Genomic DNA, 17510 nt, shown 5'->3' with positions numbered 1-17510 from the left:
CCATGGACTTGCGTCTGCTCCGCTACTTCATGGCGCTCGCCGATGAGCTGCATTTCGGTCGCGCCGCCGAGCGCTTGCATATCTGCCAGCCGCCACTGAGTCAGCAGATTCGTTTGCTGGAAGAAGAGTTGGGCACGCCGCTGTTCGAGCGCAGCCATCATCGGGTTGAACTGACCGCAGCGGGGCAGATGCTCAAGGAGCAGGCGCCGCTGGTGTTCGAGCAACTCGAGCGGGCGCTGGACCTGACGCGACAGACCGGGCGCGGGCAATTGGGCGAGCTGGAAATCGGCATGATCAGTTCGGTGATGGTCGGCGTGTTACCCAAGGCCTTGCACCTGTTTCGAGAGCGCTATCCGCAGGTCAACTGGCGTTTGCATGAAATGACCCCGGCAGCGCAGGTCAAGGCGTTGAAGGAGAAGCGTATCGATGCCTGCGTGTTTCGCGTCGGTTATGACGATCCGCTGTTGCGCAATGAATTGCTGATCTATGAGCCGATTCATGTGGTGATGCCGGCGGATCATCCGCTGGCTGAGCGTGCGGTACTGGCCCCGGCGGATCTGGCGCAGGAGTCGTTTGTGGCGCTGGAGTTGAAGCAGTCGCGGTTTGCCAATTTTCTTTATCAGTGCTGCATTCAAGCCGGGTTCACCCCGCAGATTCGTCAGCAAGTAATCGAGGTGCAGACCTTGCTGAGTCTGGTGCGCGCCGGGTTTGGTGTGGCGCTGTTGCCGGCGTCCATCGAGCAATTGGCGCCGGCGGGGCTGGTGTTTAGGCGGTTGACCCCGGCGTTGCCGGAGGTGCCGTTGTATGCCACTTATCGGGCGGACGATGCTTCGCCAGTGCTCAAGCTGTTCCTCGACACGTTGCGTGAACTGAAAACCCAATCTCCCGGTTAATCACTTCTTCCCTGTGGGAGCGAGCCTGCTCGCGAAAGCGTAGTGTCAGTCGGCATCTGCTTCGAATGACATACCGCCTTCGCGAGCAGGCTCGCTCCCACAGGAGAATGGTGATCGAGTAGAAGTAGTCGGCACGATCAGAGGCCGCCGCGGTCGTACTCTTCACATGGGCGTATCACTTGTGGAGATCCAATGAGCCAGGAAGTCCTGACCACCGAAACCAACCGCCGCCAGTTGCAGCAGATCATCGCCGGGCTGTCCGACGGGGTGATTCTGCTGGAGCTGGATCAGAGCATTCTCTGGGCCAACGAAGCCGCGCTGGCCATGCACGGTGTCAAGCGCATCACCGATCTGGGCCACAATGCCGACGAATACGCCAAACAGTTCAACCTGCGTTATCGCAACAATCACTCGATCACCGCCGAAAACTACCCGATCAGCCGCGTTGCGCGCTGTGAAAGTTTCAATGACGTATTGATCGAAGTGTCGCCCGCTGACGATCCGGAGCGCATCTGGGTGCACAGCGTGCGCAGCATGATTCTCACCGATCGCGAAGGGCAGCCCGAGTCGCTGGTGCTGATCATGAGCGACGTCACCGACTGGGCCAATGCCGAGCAGCGCTTCGAAAGGACGTTTAACGCCAACCCGGCACCGGCAGTGATCTGCCGGCTCAGTGATCTGCGTTACATCAAGGTCAATCCGGGGTTTCTGGAAATGACTGGGTACACCCGCGAGCAGGTGATTGGCACGTCCTCTTATGAAATCGACATTTTCGAGCAGGCCGAACACCGCGATCTGGCTATTCAGCGCCTGCGCGACGTCGCGACCATCCCGCAGATGCAAGCCGAGCTGCGCCTGCCCGATGGCAGCAGCAAGCAGGTGATCGTGGCCGGCCAGCCGCTGACGCTCAACGATGAGGATTGCATGCTGTTCTCCTTTGTCGACATGGAGCTGCGACATAAGGCGGAAGTGGCGTTGCGGCAGAGTGAGGAGCGTTTTGCCAAGGCGTTTCGCCTGACGCCGGTGCCGATCCTGATTTGCAGTGCCGACGAACAGCAGGTGATCGACGTCAATCAGGCGTTCCTCGAAACCCTGGCCTATGACAGCGACGACGTGCTCGGCAAAACCGTGCCGCAGCTGGACTTTATCGATGACAGCGGCGCGCGCTCGCGGTTGCTGGCGGCGCTGGCGAAAAACGGGCGGGTGGATCGGGTGGATGTGCGGGTGCGCAAGAAGGATGCGGACCTGCTCGAATGTGCGCTGTCCGCCGACACCGTGAATATTCAGGACACGCCGTGTTATTTGCTGGTGTTGATGGACATCACCGAGCGTAAACGCACCGAGCTTGAGTTGGTGGCGGCGATTGAAGAGGTGATGAAGGACGCTTCCTGGTTCAGCCGTACGTTGATCGAGAAGCTGGCCAATGTGAAGAAGGTCAATTCGCCGCAATTGCCTAGCGTGTCGTTCACCGATCTGACGGCGCGCGAGCGTGATGTGCTGGGGTTGATCTGCGAAGGTTTGGCGGACAAGGAGATCGCGGCGCGGCTGAAACTGGCGCCGAACACCGTGCGTAATCATGTCGCCACGGTATATTCCAAGCTGGATGTGCACAGTCGCAGTGAGGCAATTGTCTGGGCGCGGGAGCGTGGCTTGTTTGCCGGGGATTCCGGCGTCAAGGGCCAGCGATAGGGTGCAAATGCACTAGTTGATCTGGTGCAATTTGAGGTGTTGGTGTCGGGCGGCTGTTCTTAGTCTGTTGGGGTGCGGCGCGAGCCTTTTGAGGTTTGTGGTCGCGTCCCTTCGAAGTTGCTAAAGGAACAGCCGCAATGATGAATCTTGCGCAGTTGCGCGCGCAGCTTGAGCGTAGTTTTTCGCCGCTGGCGTGTGAGTGTCTGGTGGATGGTGAACATTCGCTGACGGTGAAGCTGTATCACCCGGTGTCGGGGCAGGTGGATCTGGTGATCAGTGGGTTGAAGCTTGATGCGTTGCGTACGGCTGAGTCGGTCGAGGCGTTGGTTGAAGAGTTGCGGTATGAGCTTGAGAGCAACTCTTTGCGTTCTTCTCGGGATCCGGATTTGGCTTAGGGCTTTTGGGCTTGGCGGCCTTTGGGCTTGGCGGCCTTTGGGCTTGGCGGCCTTTGGGCCGACCATGCTCTTGGGGTTTGGGGGGGATATCCGTTTTTTTGGGGGTTGCGGCTGGCGGTTCCGCTCTTACAGCCATCCCTTTCAAGGTCTTTTCGTTTTGGCAGCCTTGATAACTCTGTCCGTTGAAACATGAGCATGGACCGCTGTGCCTTGAACCCATGTCTTGGGTTTAGGCACCTTGGGACCGCGGGGGCTTTTCGCAACTTGTTTGGGCTGGATGTTTCTGGCCAACTCCAACAGGCGTTGGGCCAGTTGCTCCAGAGGGACAACGGGAAGATATTCTGAGGGCAGTGCAATCTGCATTCCCTCATAACCACTCCTGACCTGAACCGCCAAGTGATAGATGGAAGCTTCCCATCCTTCAGGTTGAGTCTCCCGGTGAGCTTGCTCGACACTTCGTTTGAGGACGGCCAGGACGTTGTAGGCCAATACCGCAGTAGCGAACCCGAGCAAGGCAGCCTTCGGGCTGCCAAGGGTTTCGATTTCACTTTCCAGAATCGCTTCCAGTCGCTGGAACATACCTTCAATGCTCCAGCGGCGGCGATAGAGCTCTGCGATCTGCTGTGCACTGACGCTCTGGGGTAGGTTGCTCCAGAACATCAAGCTGCTGTCTCCCGAGTCCGTTGGAGAATGAAGCGTCAGCTCGACCCGCCGACATTGGTAACCGCCTCTGACCTGGATGATCTGCTCGCGCACAGTGCCTGTTTCCACAGGTACCGGCTCTTGCCACTCACCTTCTTGAATCAAGCGTGGATGCTTGGCTTGCTGGCGAATGACAAAGGACGTCTGGGCCTGCTCACAAGCTTCCATGACCGGGAGCGTGCAATAGAGTCGATCAGCCAGCCACACCTGGCCCGGCTCGGCACTGGCCAATAGAGGCAGCACACACACTCGCTCGCTTGCGTAGGCATCCTCACACGCCTGAAGGTCGATGACCTGATCCAGGTCCGGGTCGTAAGCCACCACCGAAAAGCCGGGACGAGCAGCACCGCGCTCGTGGCGTAAAGCCCCCAAGCGTTTCTCAGTAGATGCCAAGTGATTACCGTCCACTATCCGAATCTGCCAACCCGGCAGCATCGCCGTACAACCCAGCTGTTTGATGGTTGGAGCCAGGCGTTGTGCACAGCCTGTAACCAGAGCGCGCAACAGCGCGGGTTCGGTACGACTGATCTTGTCGTAGAGGGCCGCCAAGCTGACAGGAAGATCTTCCAGTTGCCGCGCGGCGGCGTGCAGGGATGGCTTCAAGCCCAATGAAACAAGGGACATCAGCTTGACGATGGTCGAGAACAGTAGCTCACGAGAATACTGCCGTTGCCGATGCTCTTCGAAAACCTGATCGACCCACTCAGGGGCAATAGCCTGCTCCAGCGCCAATTTAGCCATGACACTGGCGGGTGCTTTTTTCTCGAAACGCGCTAGAACATCGGCCCATATCGTTTGGGATCCCTGAATGAAATTTCAGGGGATTTTACCGAAGACCTTGAAAGGGATGGCTCTTACAGCGGGTCACTTTTTCAAACGCCAAAAAGTAACCAAAAGGCTGGGCCCCGGCGTTCGGCCCGCTCGCTGGGGCTCGGGGTTCCTTCGTTCCGGGATCGATCCGGGGGCAGCGCCTACGGTTTGCTTCGCTGCACCTCCTCTCGCTGTGTTTGGCTTCGCCAAACGGTCGCTGCGCTCCCACCCCCGGATCAATCCCTCCACTCAGCCTGCCGAAGGGGCCAGCACGGCAAGATCAAGAGCTGCAGCCGAGCTAACGCTCATCCTGTTGAGTGGTGAAAAGCAGAAGCGATGCGAGGTGGGAGCTGCCTTGTTTTTGCTTTTGCTTTTCTGTGGGAGCGAGCTTGCTCGCGAAGGCGGCCTGACAGCCGACCTGTTTCTTGCAGATGTACTCATTCCAACTGTAGGAGTGAGCCTGCTCGCGAAGGCGGCCTGACAGCCGACCTGTTTCTTGCAGATGTACTCATTCCAACTGTAGGAGTGAGCCTGCTCGCGAAGGCGGCCTGACAGCCGACCTGTTTCTTGCAGATGTACTCATTCCAACTGTAGGAGTGAGCCTGCTCGCGATGGCGGTCTGCCAACCGACCAATTTTTTGCTGGCGGCACTCAATTCCACTGTGGGAGATTCTATGGTTCATGCCTAGCCCCTAAACGGCTTTAGGTGAGTATTCGCTCTGGTTTTTCAACAGAGCAAATACCACCCGAGCAAGCTTGCGGGCTAGTGCGACCAGTGCTTGGGTAGTGCTCAATCCGCGCTCTCTCAAAGCCTCATAAAATCCTTTCCACGCCGAGGTCCGGCTCGCCGCCATTGCAGCGTTGTGCAGCAACCGACGCGCCTCTGAGTCGCCTCGTTTGGTCAGGCAGCGACGGCCTTTCTTTTTGCCTGAGTCAGATATGCGCAGATCCAGGCCTAGAAAGGCGATGAAAGCGTCGGCATTCCTGAAATCCCCACGCTGAAAGGATGCGAGCAAGCGGGCGCCGGTCAACGTACCGATGCCTTCTACCTTCATGCAACGCTTGAGCTGAGCGCCTAAACCAGCTTCGTCTATCTGCGTCAGGATCGTTTTCTCCAGCAGGATTTCCAGTCTTTGCATGGCGTTTATCTGATTTTTGAAAGCGGTTTTGAGCAACGGCTCATTCTCCCAACTCTGCTTGAGGCTGACACGAGCCTGGACCAGAGCCGCACGGCGCCGGAAAAGACTGATGAGCCGGCAATACAAGGGCGACGGCGGTGTCCAAGGGCGTAAGTGGTCCCCTTCGTTTGTCAGATAACGGGCCAGTAATCGGGCATCCAGCGCATCAGTTTTAGCGCGAACGTTCACGCCTTTGCGGTAATGGCTGAGCTCATAACCGCCAACCATATAGATCACGCAACCATTGGCATACGCCAGATCAGCAAATTCCTGGTGATAGATATTGGTGGCTTCGATGGCGATAGCCACTGGCTTGGCTACAGTTTTGAGCCATTTTTTGATTGCTGCTTTGGTGTTAGAGATTGTCTCGAGTTGATCTGATTCGGTGCAATAAATCACCAGTTCATCCTTGGCGACATCAACCCCGATGATCGACTGAGTAGTAACGACGGGCATTGCCATGAGAAATCCTCCGGGCTAAGGTTTGAACACTTGAAGGGTTCACCCAGAGGCGCAGGCTTGTTCCTATCGTCGGTCTAGGCCAGATGCATTCTTTATCGGCGCTTGGGTGAAAGGAGGAGGGTGAAATCTCCCACGGTCTGTACTGCGCTAACAGTCAGAATCGAGCCTTGTCCCTCCTCCTCCCTTCAAGTCCTACCATACAAGCGAGCCTGCTCGCGAAGGCGGCCTGACAGCCGACCTGTTTCTTGCAGATGTACTCATTCCAACTGTAGGAGTGAGCCTGCTCGCGATGGCGGTCTGCCAACCGACCAATTTTTTGCTGGCGGCACTCAATTCCACTGTGGGAGCGAGCCTGCTCGCGAAGGCGGCCTGACAGCCGACCTGTTTCTTGCAGATGTACTCATTCCAACTGTAGGAGTGAGCCTGCTCGCGATGGCGGTCTGCCAACCGACCAATTTCTTGCTGGCGGCACTCAATTCCAATGTGGGAGCGAGCCTGCTCGCGAAGGCGGCCTGACAGTCGACCTGTTTCTTGCAGATGTACTCATTCCAACTGCAGGAGTGAGCCTGCTCGCGATGGCGGTCTGCCAACCGACCAATTTCTTGCTGGCGGCACTCAATTCCAATGTGGGAGCGAGCTTGCTCGCGAAGGCGGCCTGTCTGGCAAAGCGAATCCAAGCCTGCCGACCCTCGCTGATTCCAACGCAAAATCGACAGCCATACCCCTCCGGTCCTGCCGATTCACTGGCGCTTGCGGGGGTCTCGGCTATAAAGAATGAGTGGTCAGGTCTTCCGTGGTCGGTTGGGTCGCGGGAGTTGCTCTTCCATTCATCGCGGGTCGTCCTATGAACAATCTTGGGAAACGCGTGTTGCCGTTGGCTTGTTTTGCCGTTTTGCTGGCGGGTTGTGCCAGTCCACCGCCACCTCCGCCGGTAGCGCCACCTCCGCCACCGGAACGTACTTGCCAGGTGCTCGAAAACACCGAGGTCGCCGGTGACGTGTACGCCGACGGTCAGGTCACTCGTCACATCACCACCACCCGTTGCGTCACGCAATAGCGCCGGTGGGGCGTAAGTCCCGGGTTGAGCGGATTGTGCTGGTGGCCGACCTGGTCGGCACGGCGGTGTTTGCTGTCGAGGGTGCGATTGCGGCGATGCGCAGTCAGCTCGATCTGCTCGGGGTGATGGTGATTGCGTTTATCGTCGCCCTTGGTGGCGGGGTCACCCGTGATCTTTTGATTGGTGCGACGCCACCCAATGCCGTGGCCGATTGGCGCTACCCGGCGCTGGCGTTTTTCATGGGTGGGTTGGCGTTTGTCTTTCATGAGCAGGTGCTGGGTTGGTCTGGATCGACGCTGATTGTGCTCGACGCTGCGGGGTTGGCGCTGTTTGCCGTGGCGGGTGCGCAGAAGGCGTTGAATTTTGGCATCACGCCGTTCGTGGCGATGTTGATGGGCACGATCACGGGGGTTGGCGGCGGGGTGATTCGCGATATTGTGCTGGCGCGGATTCCGGTAGTGTTGCAGGCGGATTTGTATGCCAGTTCGGCGTTTGTTGGCGCGGCGGTGTTGATCGGCGGGCGCAGGCTGGGTGTTTCGCCGGTCGCGGCGGCGCTGTTGGCCGGGGCGGCGTGTTTGATCCTGCGATTGCTGTCGGTGCATTTCGGCTGGCAACTACCGAAAGTCATTGCCTGATACAAAACCCTTGTAGGAGTGAGCCTGCTCGCGATAGCGGTGTGTCAGATCATGAATGTTGACTGACACACCGCTATCGCGAGCAGGCTCACTCCTACAGGGGGTATGTGTTTGCTTTGGGGATCAGGACAGGAACCCGCCATCCACATTCAGCGCAACACCCGTGGTGTAGCTCGACGCATCACTGGCCAGGTACAACACCGCACCGGCCATCTCACTCGGATCCGCCACACGCTTGAGCGGGATCTGCGTCAGCGCTTGCTTGAGGATCGCATCGTTCTTCACCAGTGCCGAGGCGAATTTGGTGTCGGTCAGGCCCGGCAGCAGGGCGTTGCAGCGGATGCCGAATTGCGCGCATTCCTTGGCGAAGACTTTGGTCATGTTGATCACCGCCGCTTTGGTCACCGAGTAGATGCCCTGGAAGATCCCCGGCGAAATACCGTTGATCGACGCGACGTTGATGATGCTGCCGCCACCGTTTTCACGCATCAGCTTGCCGGCCTCAACCGACATGAAGAAGTAGCCACGAATGTTCACGTCGACAGTCTTCTGGAACGCACTCAGATCGGTGTCCAGCACGTTGCAGAACTGTGGGTTGGTCGCGGCATTGTTGACCAGAATGTCGAGGCGGCCGAACTGTTCCTTGATGCCGGCGAATACCTGGCTGATCTGTTCCATTTCACCGATGTGGCACGCCACTGCGGTGGCTTTGCCGCCCGCAGCGATGATCGCGTCGGCGACATGTTGGCAGCCGTCGAGTTTGCGGCTCGAAACAATGACATGGGCGCCTTGCTGGGCGAGCAGTTTGGCGATGGCTTCACCGATGCCACGGCTGGCGCCGGAAACGAAAGCGATTTTGCCGTCGAGGTCGAACAACTGAGTCTTGGACATAAGGGTTCCTGGGTGTGGGCCGTCAGAGGCTCGATTTCGCAATGACCTGCAAGCTCATCTGCTCCAGCAATTTGTTCATGTGAATGAACTGCGCGAAGCGTTTGTCCTGGGTCTGGCCATGGTAGAAGCGGTAGTAGATCTGCTGCACGATGCCGGCCAGGCGGAACAGGCCGTAGGTGTAGTAGAAGTCGAAATTGTCGATCTGGATGCCCGAACGCTCGGCGTAGTAATCGACGAATTCGCGGCGGGTGAGCATGCCCGGTGCGTGGCTCGGCTGGCGGCGCATCAGTTGCACCGGTGCCGGGTCATCGGCCTGAATCCAATAGGCGAGGGTGTTGCCCAAGTCCATCAGCGGGTCGCCGAGGGTGGTCAGCTCCCAATCCAGAACACCAATGATCTGCATCGGATTCTGCGGATCGAGGATGACGTTGTCGAAGCGGTAGTCGTTGTGGACGATGCTTGAGGTCGGGTGGTCGGCCGGCATTTTGTCGTTGAGCCAGGCTTTGACCTTTTGCCAGTGTGGCGCGTCGGGGGTCAGGGCTTTCTCGTAACGCTCGCTCCAGCCTTTGATCTGGCGCGCGACATAGCCTTCCGGTTTGCCCAGGTCGCCGAGGCCACAGGCGTTGTAATCGACGCGGTGCAGTTCGACGAAGCGATCAATGAAGCTTTTGCACAGCGCTTCGGTTTTTGCCGAGTCGAGGCCCAGCTCCGGCGGCAGTTCCGAACGCAGGATGATCCCTTTGACCCGTTCCATCACGTAGAACTCGGCGCCGATCACCGATTCGTCGGTGCAGTGCACGTAGGCCTTCGGGCAATACGGGAAGCCGTCACGCAATTGATTGAGGATGCGGAATTCACGGCCCATGTCGTGGGCGGATTTGGCCTTGTGGCCGAACGGCGGACGGCGCAGGACGAATTCCTGTTCCGGGTATTCCAGCAGGTAGGTCAGGTTCGACGCACCGCCGGGGAACTGGCTGATCGCAGGTGTGCCGCTGAGGCCCGGAATGTGCGCCTTGAGGTACGGATCGATCAAGCTGGCATCGAGTTCTTCGCCAGAGCGGATACGGGTGGACTGGTCAGTAAGCGCCATGCTTATCCCTTCTGCTTATTTTGGAGGCCAGACATCATTGGCTAATCTAATGGCGCGCCCGATTGCTCACAAGCGCGGTGCGGTCTTATAGGTTAGCGTGTTGCCGGATAATCACCTTTGAGAATGTGCGCGAAGGGCCGTGGCAGACTAAGGTTTAGCGGGTATGCCATGGGCAAAAAGGAGCGTTGAAATGGGCTGTCCGCAAGTCTGTGCCACGGCCACGTTGCAATGCAGCTTCGGCGCCGCGCCGTCGATGCTCAACGTGTTGCCGGTCAATCGCACGCTGACTGGCGGGATGCCGGCGGCGAACATCATGGATCACATTCCGCTGGTCAATATCCTGCCGTTCGGTGTGTGCATGAGCATGGCTAACCCGATGGTCGCCGCGGCCACCGCTGCGGCATTGGGGGTGTTGACGCCGATGCCGTGTATACCGGCGACGGCCACGCCGTGGATCCCGGGCGGGGCGCCGACGTTGTTGTTGGGCGGGATGCCGGCGATCGATGCCAACTCGACGTTGATGTGCAACTGGGCGGGGGTGATCAAGATTGTGGTGCCGGGGCAGATGCAGATGCTGATTCCCTGAACCGTTGAACCCTCACCCCAGCCCTCTCCCAGGGGGAGAGGGAGCCGACCGAGGTGTCTTGCGCTGTACATCGACCTGAACGACCGAGTCGATTATTAGCTCTGCGCATCGAACCGAGTTGATTTTGGATTCAGCGCATATCCTTCACGTCGGTGAAGCTCTTAAATCTCTCCCAATCGGTCCCCTCTCCCGGAGGGAGAGGGGGCCGACCGAGGTGTCTTGCGCTGTACATCGACCTGAACGACCGAGTCGATTATTAGCTCTGCGCATCGAACCGAGTTGATTTTGGATTCAGCACATATCCTTCACGTCGGTGAACCTCTTCAATCTCCCCCGATCGGTCCCCTCTCCCTCTGGGAGAGGGCTAGGGTGAGGGGCTCTTCAAAGGTTCTCAGGCCTGCTGCGGATCCGCCCACTGCCGATACCACCAGCGCACCCGCGAAATCGGCTTGCCATCCGCCCCCAGCGGCCGCCCGTCCTCGGCAAACCCTTGTTCCGGCTCCAGCAATTGCCCGTTCACATAGCGCGCTTCCAGCGCCGGCTTGCCATTGGGATGAAAGCGCTGATAACGCCCCTCACGTACGCCATCGCGATAGAACTCAGCCTCCGCCACCTGGCCATCAGGGAAATAGTTGAACGCTTCGCCATGCAGCAGCCCGCGTCGATACGTCGCCTTACGCTGTAAAAATCCCTCCGGAGCGTAAAAACTCGCCACGCCCTGCAGTTTGTCGCGCACAAACGGCATTTGCGCCGAGACCTTGCCGTTGGGGCGATAGAGCAGCGACGTGCCCTGTAACTCGCCCTGGCTGTAATTCAGATCGGCTTGTTTGTGTCCGCCATCCTTGATGTTCAGCGCGCCATCAAGCTGACCGTCCTGCAAACGTCCCTTGAGCTGCTTGTCATCCTGCTGCAGATCCAGTGGTGTGATCGCCATGGCTTCTCCTTGTCAGTTGACCTGCACCAGACCGCCCTTGATGGTCAGCATGCCGCCGCCATCCACAGTCTGCGAGGCCGCGCCCTTGTTGGTCAGGCTGATGCCGGCGTCATTGGTCAGCGTGGTTCCGGCCTTGTTGTCCAGTGACGTGCCGGCCTGATTGGTCAAGGCAGTGCCAGCCTTGTGCGTGATCGAGGTGCTGGCGGACGTCGCCAGATCGGCGCCGCTCTTGATCGTGAAACTGCCGCCGCTTTGCAGGGTGAGGGTGCCGCTGACCTTGATCGTCAGGTTGCCATCCACCGTCAGGTTGTAATCGCCGGTGACCTTGTCGGTGTAATTGCCGCCGGTGCTGTGATTCTGGTCGGCGCCGACTTTCACCGTACGGCTGTCCTTGACATCGAGGCTGTCGCTGCCGGTCTGAATCGTCACGCTGCGTTTGCCTTTTTCCAGCGTCACCGTCTCGTCGCCGTCCTTCACTGTGCGGGTGCGCGCATTTTGCACCGTGAGGGTTTCGTCGTGGCCGACGGTGGCAGTGGTGTCGTTGAGCACGTTGATGTTGAAATCCTTCTGCGCCTGCAAGAACACCTCTTCAGCGTCCTTTTTGTCCTCGAAGCGCAGTTCGTTGAAACCGCCGCCGCCCTTGGACGATTGGGTCTTGATCCCTGATTGCGTCTGATTGGCCGGGAGGGCGTAGGGCAGGGCGTTGTCGCCGTTGTACACGCAACCGGTGACCAGTGGCCGGTCCGGATCACCGTCGATAAAGGTGACGATGACTTCCTGGCCGATGCGCGGGATGAACTGCATGCCGAAACCTTTGCCGCTCCAAGGCAACACCACGCGCACCCAGCAGGAGCTGGTTTCGTCATTCTTGCCGTCGCGATCCCACGGGAACTGCAGCTTGATCCGGCCGTATTCGTCGGTCCAGATTTCCTCGCCGGATTTGCCCACGACAATGGCCGTCTGCGGATGCATGCGCGGCTTTGGCGTCATACGTTGCGGACGAAACGGCGTAGCTTTGGGGATCGCTTCGAAACGGTTGCGATAACTTTCGTGGCTGGCGTCATGGGTGACCCGCGTCACCACCCAATCGATGTTCAGACTGGCATCGTCGTGCCCTTCGAGAGTGAACCAGTGCCCCGGAACCAGCCAACGGCAGTCGCTTTCGCCGACAAAACGTTTCTCCTCGCTGCGCAAGCCATCGACCCGTTGCTTGGTCAACGCATCACCGCGCGCCTTGGCGTTGTAGCCGCCCGGATGCTCGTAGATCGAACGCGGCCCGGCCACTGCTTCGGCCTGCCCGTACAGTGAAGTCGTCGGCGTGGTGAACTCATAATCCGTCGCCCGATACACCCCGGCCACCGCCTGCAGACACACCTGCCCGGAGCGAATGCCATGCAATTCACGCTCGCCCAGGCCCTGGCCCAGGTACTTGACCGTCGGCCCGTTGGGTATCTGTACGAAGGCATCGTTGCTGTCGCCGAGCACCAGCGTGTGCTTGCCTTCATCGTGGGTGAAGAACCAGAAGATGCCTTCCTCTTCCAGTAACCGCGAGACGAAGGCGAAATCGGTTTCTCCGTACTGCACGCAGTACTCGCGTGGGGTGTAACTGCCGGTCAGCGACAGCTTGAAGTCGGTGAAACCGTGAGCTTTGAAAATCGTCGTGACGATGTCCGAGGTGGCGAGGTTCTGGAACACGCGGTTGTTGCTGGCTAGCGTCAGCCACCATAGCCATGGCCTGAGCAGAAGCTGATAGCGCTCTGCGGTCGCATCGGCAGGCAACTGGCGTATCTCCGCGACCAGCGCGTCGAACGGGCGCAGTTGTGCGTCATTGTGCAGAGTGGTGGTGACGTGTGTAGCGACGGCTGAAGTCAGGGTGAGGGACGTGCCGTCGTTGAGGCCATTGAGCGTTTGCACGCCTAACATGTTCAGGGATTCGTCGCCAGACAACGACTCCGGGTAAAGCGCCGACAGCGAATTGGCGGTGAGGGAGAGGCTAGTGTTGCTGTCTATGGCGCGGGGCATAGAAACATCTCCGCAGAGAAACAGAGAGGGATGGCTGCACGATGTAATTCTGTCGAGTAAAGACGATTACCGGACGCCAACGCTGCCAGCTTCATTTTTTATCTTTCCGTGGAGAAATTTTGCGCAAGAACACTTGTTGATTGAGGAATACAAACTCGTAACCGGCGCGCAACAGGGTGGCGATTTCCAGTGCTGTCCAGGTCGGCCGATTTTCATCGCCGGCGTCGTACCAGAGCAACGTCCCGCTCCCTTGTTCTCTACAAAGGACAAGGAAATCGTCGCAGTTTATGCTGGGGCGCCCCTGAAGGATGGTGAGAATACCGGGCGGTATAGTGTGATATGGGTTGTCAGGATTGAGGACAAGTTCGAAATCCGCTTTCCCGTTAACGCCGCCTTCGACCCATGAGATATTCAATCCCCATGACCAGTTGGCAGCATCAAGGATCTGCGCCGGGGAGAGTACCGATACAAATTGCCGGTTGCCCAAAACCAATCCGCCCGAAGCATTTTTTTTCGCATGACCTGCAACCACTGCCGCGTCCCTTTCAATGACGTCAGGGTTAGTCATTTCATTCAGTCTTCTGGCCAGTCCGGCCAATTCCTCTGTCATGGAAACAATAAGGTCAAAGCACAGTTGAATTTCTGTGTGCATCATCAGAAACGCCTCGTTCGCAAAGGCTTTTGCTTCTGATTTGAAGCGTTTTCCGAAATTCAGCTCAAATTCCTTTTCTTTGTTTTTCCGCGTTTCACCGAGGCCTTTGATGACTGTTTCTTTTTGTTTATAGAACACCACCGTTTCTTCGTAGGTGTGTCGTTCCTTCGCCAATATCGTCGGTGCAAGAGGCCCAGTGTAGTCGAGCCATTGATTTTCAGTACCGCATTGAATGCAGTACGCCCCCTTTGGTAATCCAGGTGATCGATTTTGATGAGTGGTATTTAGCTCCCAGGAAGATTTTGAGGATTCCCTGATATAGCGACATCTGGAACATTGCACCCATGGCATACTCATGTCTCCTGGATAGTTGTATTACATGTCGTCGTTATTTCCGCTTTTCGGTGGAGTCACCACAGGGAATGCAGTGATGATCGGATGAACCTCATCGTGTTCATCAGAAATAAACATAGGGCGGGTGACAACGCGAATATCGCTAGTATGTTCGTGGGTTTTGTAGATTTCCCCCTCTTTGACCGGCCCGGTACCGATATGGGCGTCGTAGTAGAGGCGAGCATCCTGAACATTCGTGCCATGCTTTTGGGTGAACTGGTTCAGGGGCCTCCCGTCTTTTGCTCCGCCGAACATAATGTCGGCCATTCGCGCCAAGTTGCCCAGGATCGATAGATTCGCAATTTTATAGTCGACGTCCTTTATACGAAACAGGCTGTCGTAGTTTGCTTCTATATCCTTCATGGCCTGAAGCTTTTCTGTTTCCAGGAAGAAATGGCTTTTGCCCAGTTTTGCAGGCCCATAAATAGAATGGTCGCGAATGTGTTGAATGGCTCGGTCTGACAGGAAGTATTTTTTATAAAGCAGACCAGTCTGCTGATTAATAATGACCCTCTGCCATTTTGGTTTATACAAAACTGGAATATATCTGCTCATGATCGCTCCCTGAATTAAGTTGTGCTCACTCCAATACCCACTCCGCCAACTTCCCCGTCACTTGCGTCATCAACACATTCTCGACATCCCGCGCACCCGCCGCGCTGCACTTGGCGAGCACCGCTTTGACAATCCCGGAATCAAACTCGAACTGCTTGCCGGTCGCCGCTTTATAGCGGCCACGCAACTTCTCAAGCTTGGCCAGCACAATCCCTTCCAGCGTCGCCTCATCCAGCGGCCGATAGGCAACCACGGTCATGCGCGCCAGAAACGCCGGGCGGAAGGCTTGCAGCAAGACCTTATGCAACGCCTCGTTGAAAGCCTCGGAACCCAGTTGTGCAACCGGCGTATCAAGTAAAAGCTCGGCGCCGACGTTGCTGGTGGCGAGCATCACGGTGTTCTTGAAATCCACCACCAACCCCGTGCCGTCCTCCATCAAGCCTTTGTCGAAGACGTTGTAGAACGCTTCCAGCACATCCGGATGGGCCTTTTCGATCTCATCCAGCAACACCACCGAATACGGTTTGCGCCGCACCGCTTCGGTCAGCACGCCACCGCTGCCATAACCGACATAACCCGGTGGTGCGCCTTTGAGTTGGCTGACGGTGTGGGCTTCCTGATATTCCGAAAGGTTGATGCTGATCAGATTGCGTTCGCCGCCGTACAACGCATCGGCCAGGGCATAAGCGGTTTCGGTTTTACCGACGCCGGTAGGGCCGACCAGCAGGAACACACCCACTGGTTTTTGCGGATCGGTCAGTCCCGCGCGGTAGGCCTGCAAGCGCTGGGCGATGGTGTTGAGTGCGGTGCTCTGGCCCATCACCCGTTGGCCCATACGCGTGCCGAGTGTGCGCACCGCGTGGGCTTCGTCGGCGAGCATTTTGCCGACGGGGATGCCGGTCCAGCCGGCAATCACGGCGGCGACCGTTTTTGTGTCGACCTGCTCGGGTACCAGTGGATCGTCCTGGCGAATCGCGTCGAGTCCGGCCTCAAGGCGCAACAGCTCGGCGGCCAGATGATCGATGCGGCTGTCGGTGGCTTCATCGGGTTTGTCGCTGTCGGCACGTTCGCTCAAGGCCAGCAGTTCGCGCCGGGTATCGAGCAGTTCGCGTACGGCCACGCGCTCTTCGCTCCAGCGGGTTTGCAGTTCGCGAATCGCCTGCACGTTGCTCTTCGACTCACTTTCCAGCAGCGTGATGCGTTCGCGATGGTCCAGCCCGGTGGCCTGTTCGCGGCGCAGACGGTCGACTTCCTCTTGCAGACTTTGCTGGCGGTGGCGCAGGCTCTCCAGCGGCGGCGGCACGTCGTGCTGGCCGAGGGCGACCCGGGCGCACGCGGTGTCGAGCACGCTGATGGCTTTGTCCGGTAATTGGCGGCCGGAAATGTAGCGGTGCGAGAGCTTCACCGCTTCATGAATAGCGGCATCGAGCACCTGTACGCCGTGGTGCTGTTCAAGTTTGGCGGCCACGCCGCGAAGCATTTCCACGGCAGTGATTTCGTCCGGTTCTTCAACCTGCACCAGTTGAAAGCGGCGGGCGAGGGCCGGGTCTTTCTCGAAGTATTTTTTGTACTCCAGCCATGTCGTGGCGGCGAGGGTGCGCAACTCGCCACGGGCCAGCGCCGGTTTCAGCAGGTTGGCCGCATCGCTGCCACCCTCGGCACCACCAGCGCCGATCAACGTATGCGCTTCGTCGATAAACAGGATGATCGGTTTGTCGGCACTGCGCACCGCGTCAATCACGCCCTTCAAGCGCTGTTCGAATTCACCTTTGACCCCCGCGCCGGCCTGTAACAGACCCAGATCCAGCACGCGCAAACTGACTTCCTGCAACGATGGCGGCACGTCGCCGGCGGCAATGCGCAGGGCCAGGCCTTCGACCACGGCGGTCTTGCCCACCCCCGGCGCGCCGACCAGAATCGGGTTGTTTTGCCGGCGGCGCAGCAGAATGTCGATGCATTGGCGAATTTCGCCGTCGCGACCCACGATCGGATCAATACGCCCGGCATGGGCGTCGGCGGTCAGGTCCTGGGTGTATTGATCGAGCACCGAGTCCTGACGTGTTGCTGGATTTGCCGATGACACCGCGCGCGGGCCGACATGCTCGCGAGAGTTTTCCGTCCATTCCAGCAGATTCGCGCGCAGTGCTTCTTTGGGAATCCGCAGTAGCGACGAGGCACTGTTGAGCAACAGACTGCGGCGCTCATCGCGATCAACCAACGCCAACAACAGCAACCCGGAACGAATGCTGTCGAGCCCCAACACACTGGCCTGGACCACCGCGTCTTCGAGCAAACCCAAGGTGTGCGACGACAGTGCTGGCGTGCGCGTGCTGCCGGCCTTGAACAGATCCAGCGCCTTGTTGATCTCCGCCGTCAGCGCATCACGTTCGAGGCCGAAACGCGGCAACAGAAAAGCCAAGTCGCCGCCCTCGATGTCGAGCAGTTCGAGCAACAGATGTTCGATCTCGACAAAGTGATGGCCGCGCTGCAAGCAGCGCTGGGCGGCGCGTTCGAGAGCGCGACGATTGTCCGGGTTGAGGCGTCCGATCAGGCTGGCCAGTTCCAT

General features: G+C 58.3%; 16 protein-coding genes. 7 read left to right on the top strand and 9 right to left on the bottom strand.

Going from position 1 to position 17510, the window contains the following annotated elements; translation table 11 throughout:
- The first annotated feature begins 2 nt into the window (after positions 1–2).
- The 3 genes from KBP52_RS06665 to KBP52_RS06655 all read left to right on the top strand — a co-directional run bounded on the left by KBP52_RS06665 (position 3) and on the right by KBP52_RS06655 (position 2977).
- A complete protein-coding gene (locus KBP52_RS06665; RefSeq protein WP_212622425.1) occupies positions 3–893 on the top strand; it encodes a LysR substrate-binding domain-containing protein in 891 nt (296 codons plus the stop codon).
- 192 nt (positions 894–1085) lie between these two features.
- On the top strand, positions 1086–2582 hold the full coding sequence (locus KBP52_RS06660) for a helix-turn-helix transcriptional regulator (RefSeq protein WP_212622424.1): 1497 nt from the start codon (positions 1086–1088) through the stop codon (positions 2580–2582).
- 137 nt (positions 2583–2719) lie between these two features.
- Positions 2720–2977 carry a DUF1652 domain-containing protein gene (locus KBP52_RS06655; RefSeq protein WP_212622423.1) on the top strand — a complete coding sequence of 86 codons (258 nt, stop codon included), beginning with the start codon at positions 2720–2722 and terminating at the stop codon, positions 2975–2977.
- A gap of 141 nt (positions 2978–3118) precedes the next feature.
- Here KBP52_RS06655 and KBP52_RS06650 read toward each other — a convergent pair whose 3' ends face one another.
- Positions 3119–4420 (bottom strand): IS4 family transposase, encoded by a 1302-nt coding sequence (locus tag KBP52_RS06650; RefSeq protein ID WP_077573192.1) that lies wholly within the window; start codon positions 4418–4420, stop codon positions 3119–3121.
- 67 nt (positions 4421–4487) lie between these two features.
- On the opposite strand from KBP52_RS06650, the gene KBP52_RS06645 reads away from it, so the two are divergent.
- The gene (locus KBP52_RS06645; protein ID WP_212622422.1) at positions 4488–4970 is read left to right on the top strand and encodes a hypothetical protein; all 483 of its coding nucleotides are present in this window, start codon (positions 4488–4490) and stop codon (positions 4968–4970) included.
- A 211-nt stretch (positions 4971–5181) separates the two neighbouring features.
- On the opposite strand, the gene KBP52_RS06640 is transcribed toward KBP52_RS06645, so the two are convergent.
- The gene (locus KBP52_RS06640; protein WP_116033343.1) at positions 5182–6129 is read right to left on the bottom strand and encodes an IS110 family transposase; all 948 of its coding nucleotides are present in this window, start codon (positions 6127–6129) and stop codon (positions 5182–5184) included.
- Between the two features lie 844 nt (positions 6130–6973).
- On the opposite strand from KBP52_RS06640, the gene KBP52_RS06635 reads away from it, so the two are divergent.
- A complete protein-coding gene (locus KBP52_RS06635) occupies positions 6974–7186 on the top strand; it encodes a hypothetical protein (protein WP_212622421.1) in 213 nt (70 codons plus the stop codon).
- Between the two features lie 5 nt (positions 7187–7191).
- The gene (locus KBP52_RS06630) at positions 7192–7821 is read left to right on the top strand and encodes a trimeric intracellular cation channel family protein (RefSeq protein WP_249122263.1); all 630 of its coding nucleotides are present in this window, start codon (positions 7192–7194) and stop codon (positions 7819–7821) included.
- Between the two features lie 123 nt (positions 7822–7944).
- Here KBP52_RS06630 and KBP52_RS06625 read toward each other — a convergent pair whose 3' ends face one another.
- Positions 7945–8712: an SDR family oxidoreductase gene (locus KBP52_RS06625; RefSeq protein WP_034152479.1), complete on the bottom strand. Its 768-nt coding sequence runs from the start codon at positions 8710–8712 to the stop codon at positions 7945–7947.
- A 22-nt stretch (positions 8713–8734) separates the two neighbouring features.
- On the bottom strand, positions 8735–9802 hold the full coding sequence (locus KBP52_RS06620; RefSeq protein ID WP_212622420.1) for a phosphotransferase family protein: 1068 nt from the start codon (positions 9800–9802) through the stop codon (positions 8735–8737).
- 190 nt (positions 9803–9992) lie between these two features.
- Between KBP52_RS06620 and KBP52_RS06615 the strand changes: the two genes are divergently transcribed.
- Positions 9993–10388, top strand: a complete 396-nt coding sequence (locus tag KBP52_RS06615; RefSeq protein ID WP_007911072.1) for a DUF4280 domain-containing protein — start codon at positions 9993–9995, stop codon at positions 10386–10388.
- A 391-nt stretch (positions 10389–10779) separates the two neighbouring features.
- On the opposite strand, the gene KBP52_RS06610 is transcribed toward KBP52_RS06615, so the two are convergent.
- The 5 genes from KBP52_RS06610 to tssH all read right to left on the bottom strand — a co-directional run bounded on the left by KBP52_RS06610 (position 10780) and on the right by tssH (position 17510).
- The gene (locus tag KBP52_RS06610; RefSeq protein WP_212622419.1) at positions 10780–11322 is read right to left on the bottom strand and encodes a toxin-antitoxin system YwqK family antitoxin; all 543 of its coding nucleotides are present in this window, start codon (positions 11320–11322) and stop codon (positions 10780–10782) included.
- 12 nt (positions 11323–11334) lie between these two features.
- Positions 11335–13344: a type VI secretion system tip protein VgrG gene (tssI, locus tag KBP52_RS06605; RefSeq protein ID WP_212622418.1), complete on the bottom strand. Its 2010-nt coding sequence runs from the start codon at positions 13342–13344 to the stop codon at positions 11335–11337.
- A gap of 91 nt (positions 13345–13435) precedes the next feature.
- Positions 13436–14347, bottom strand: coding sequence for a hypothetical protein (locus tag KBP52_RS06600; protein ID WP_212622417.1), 912 nt, complete (start codon positions 14345–14347; stop codon positions 13436–13438).
- Between the two features lie 24 nt (positions 14348–14371).
- The gene (locus KBP52_RS06595; protein WP_212622416.1) at positions 14372–14944 is read right to left on the bottom strand and encodes a hypothetical protein; all 573 of its coding nucleotides are present in this window, start codon (positions 14942–14944) and stop codon (positions 14372–14374) included.
- A gap of 25 nt (positions 14945–14969) precedes the next feature.
- A complete protein-coding gene (gene tssH, locus KBP52_RS06590) occupies positions 14970–17510 on the bottom strand; it encodes a type VI secretion system ATPase TssH (protein ID WP_212622415.1) in 2541 nt (846 codons plus the stop codon).

It is taken from the genome of Pseudomonas sp. SCA2728.1_7 (assembly GCF_018138145.1).
Classification (GTDB): domain Bacteria; phylum Pseudomonadota; class Gammaproteobacteria; order Pseudomonadales; family Pseudomonadaceae; genus Aquipseudomonas; species Aquipseudomonas koreensis_A.
Note: the sequence above shows the minus strand (reverse complement) of the source record. Positions and strands in the feature narration are given on the sequence as shown.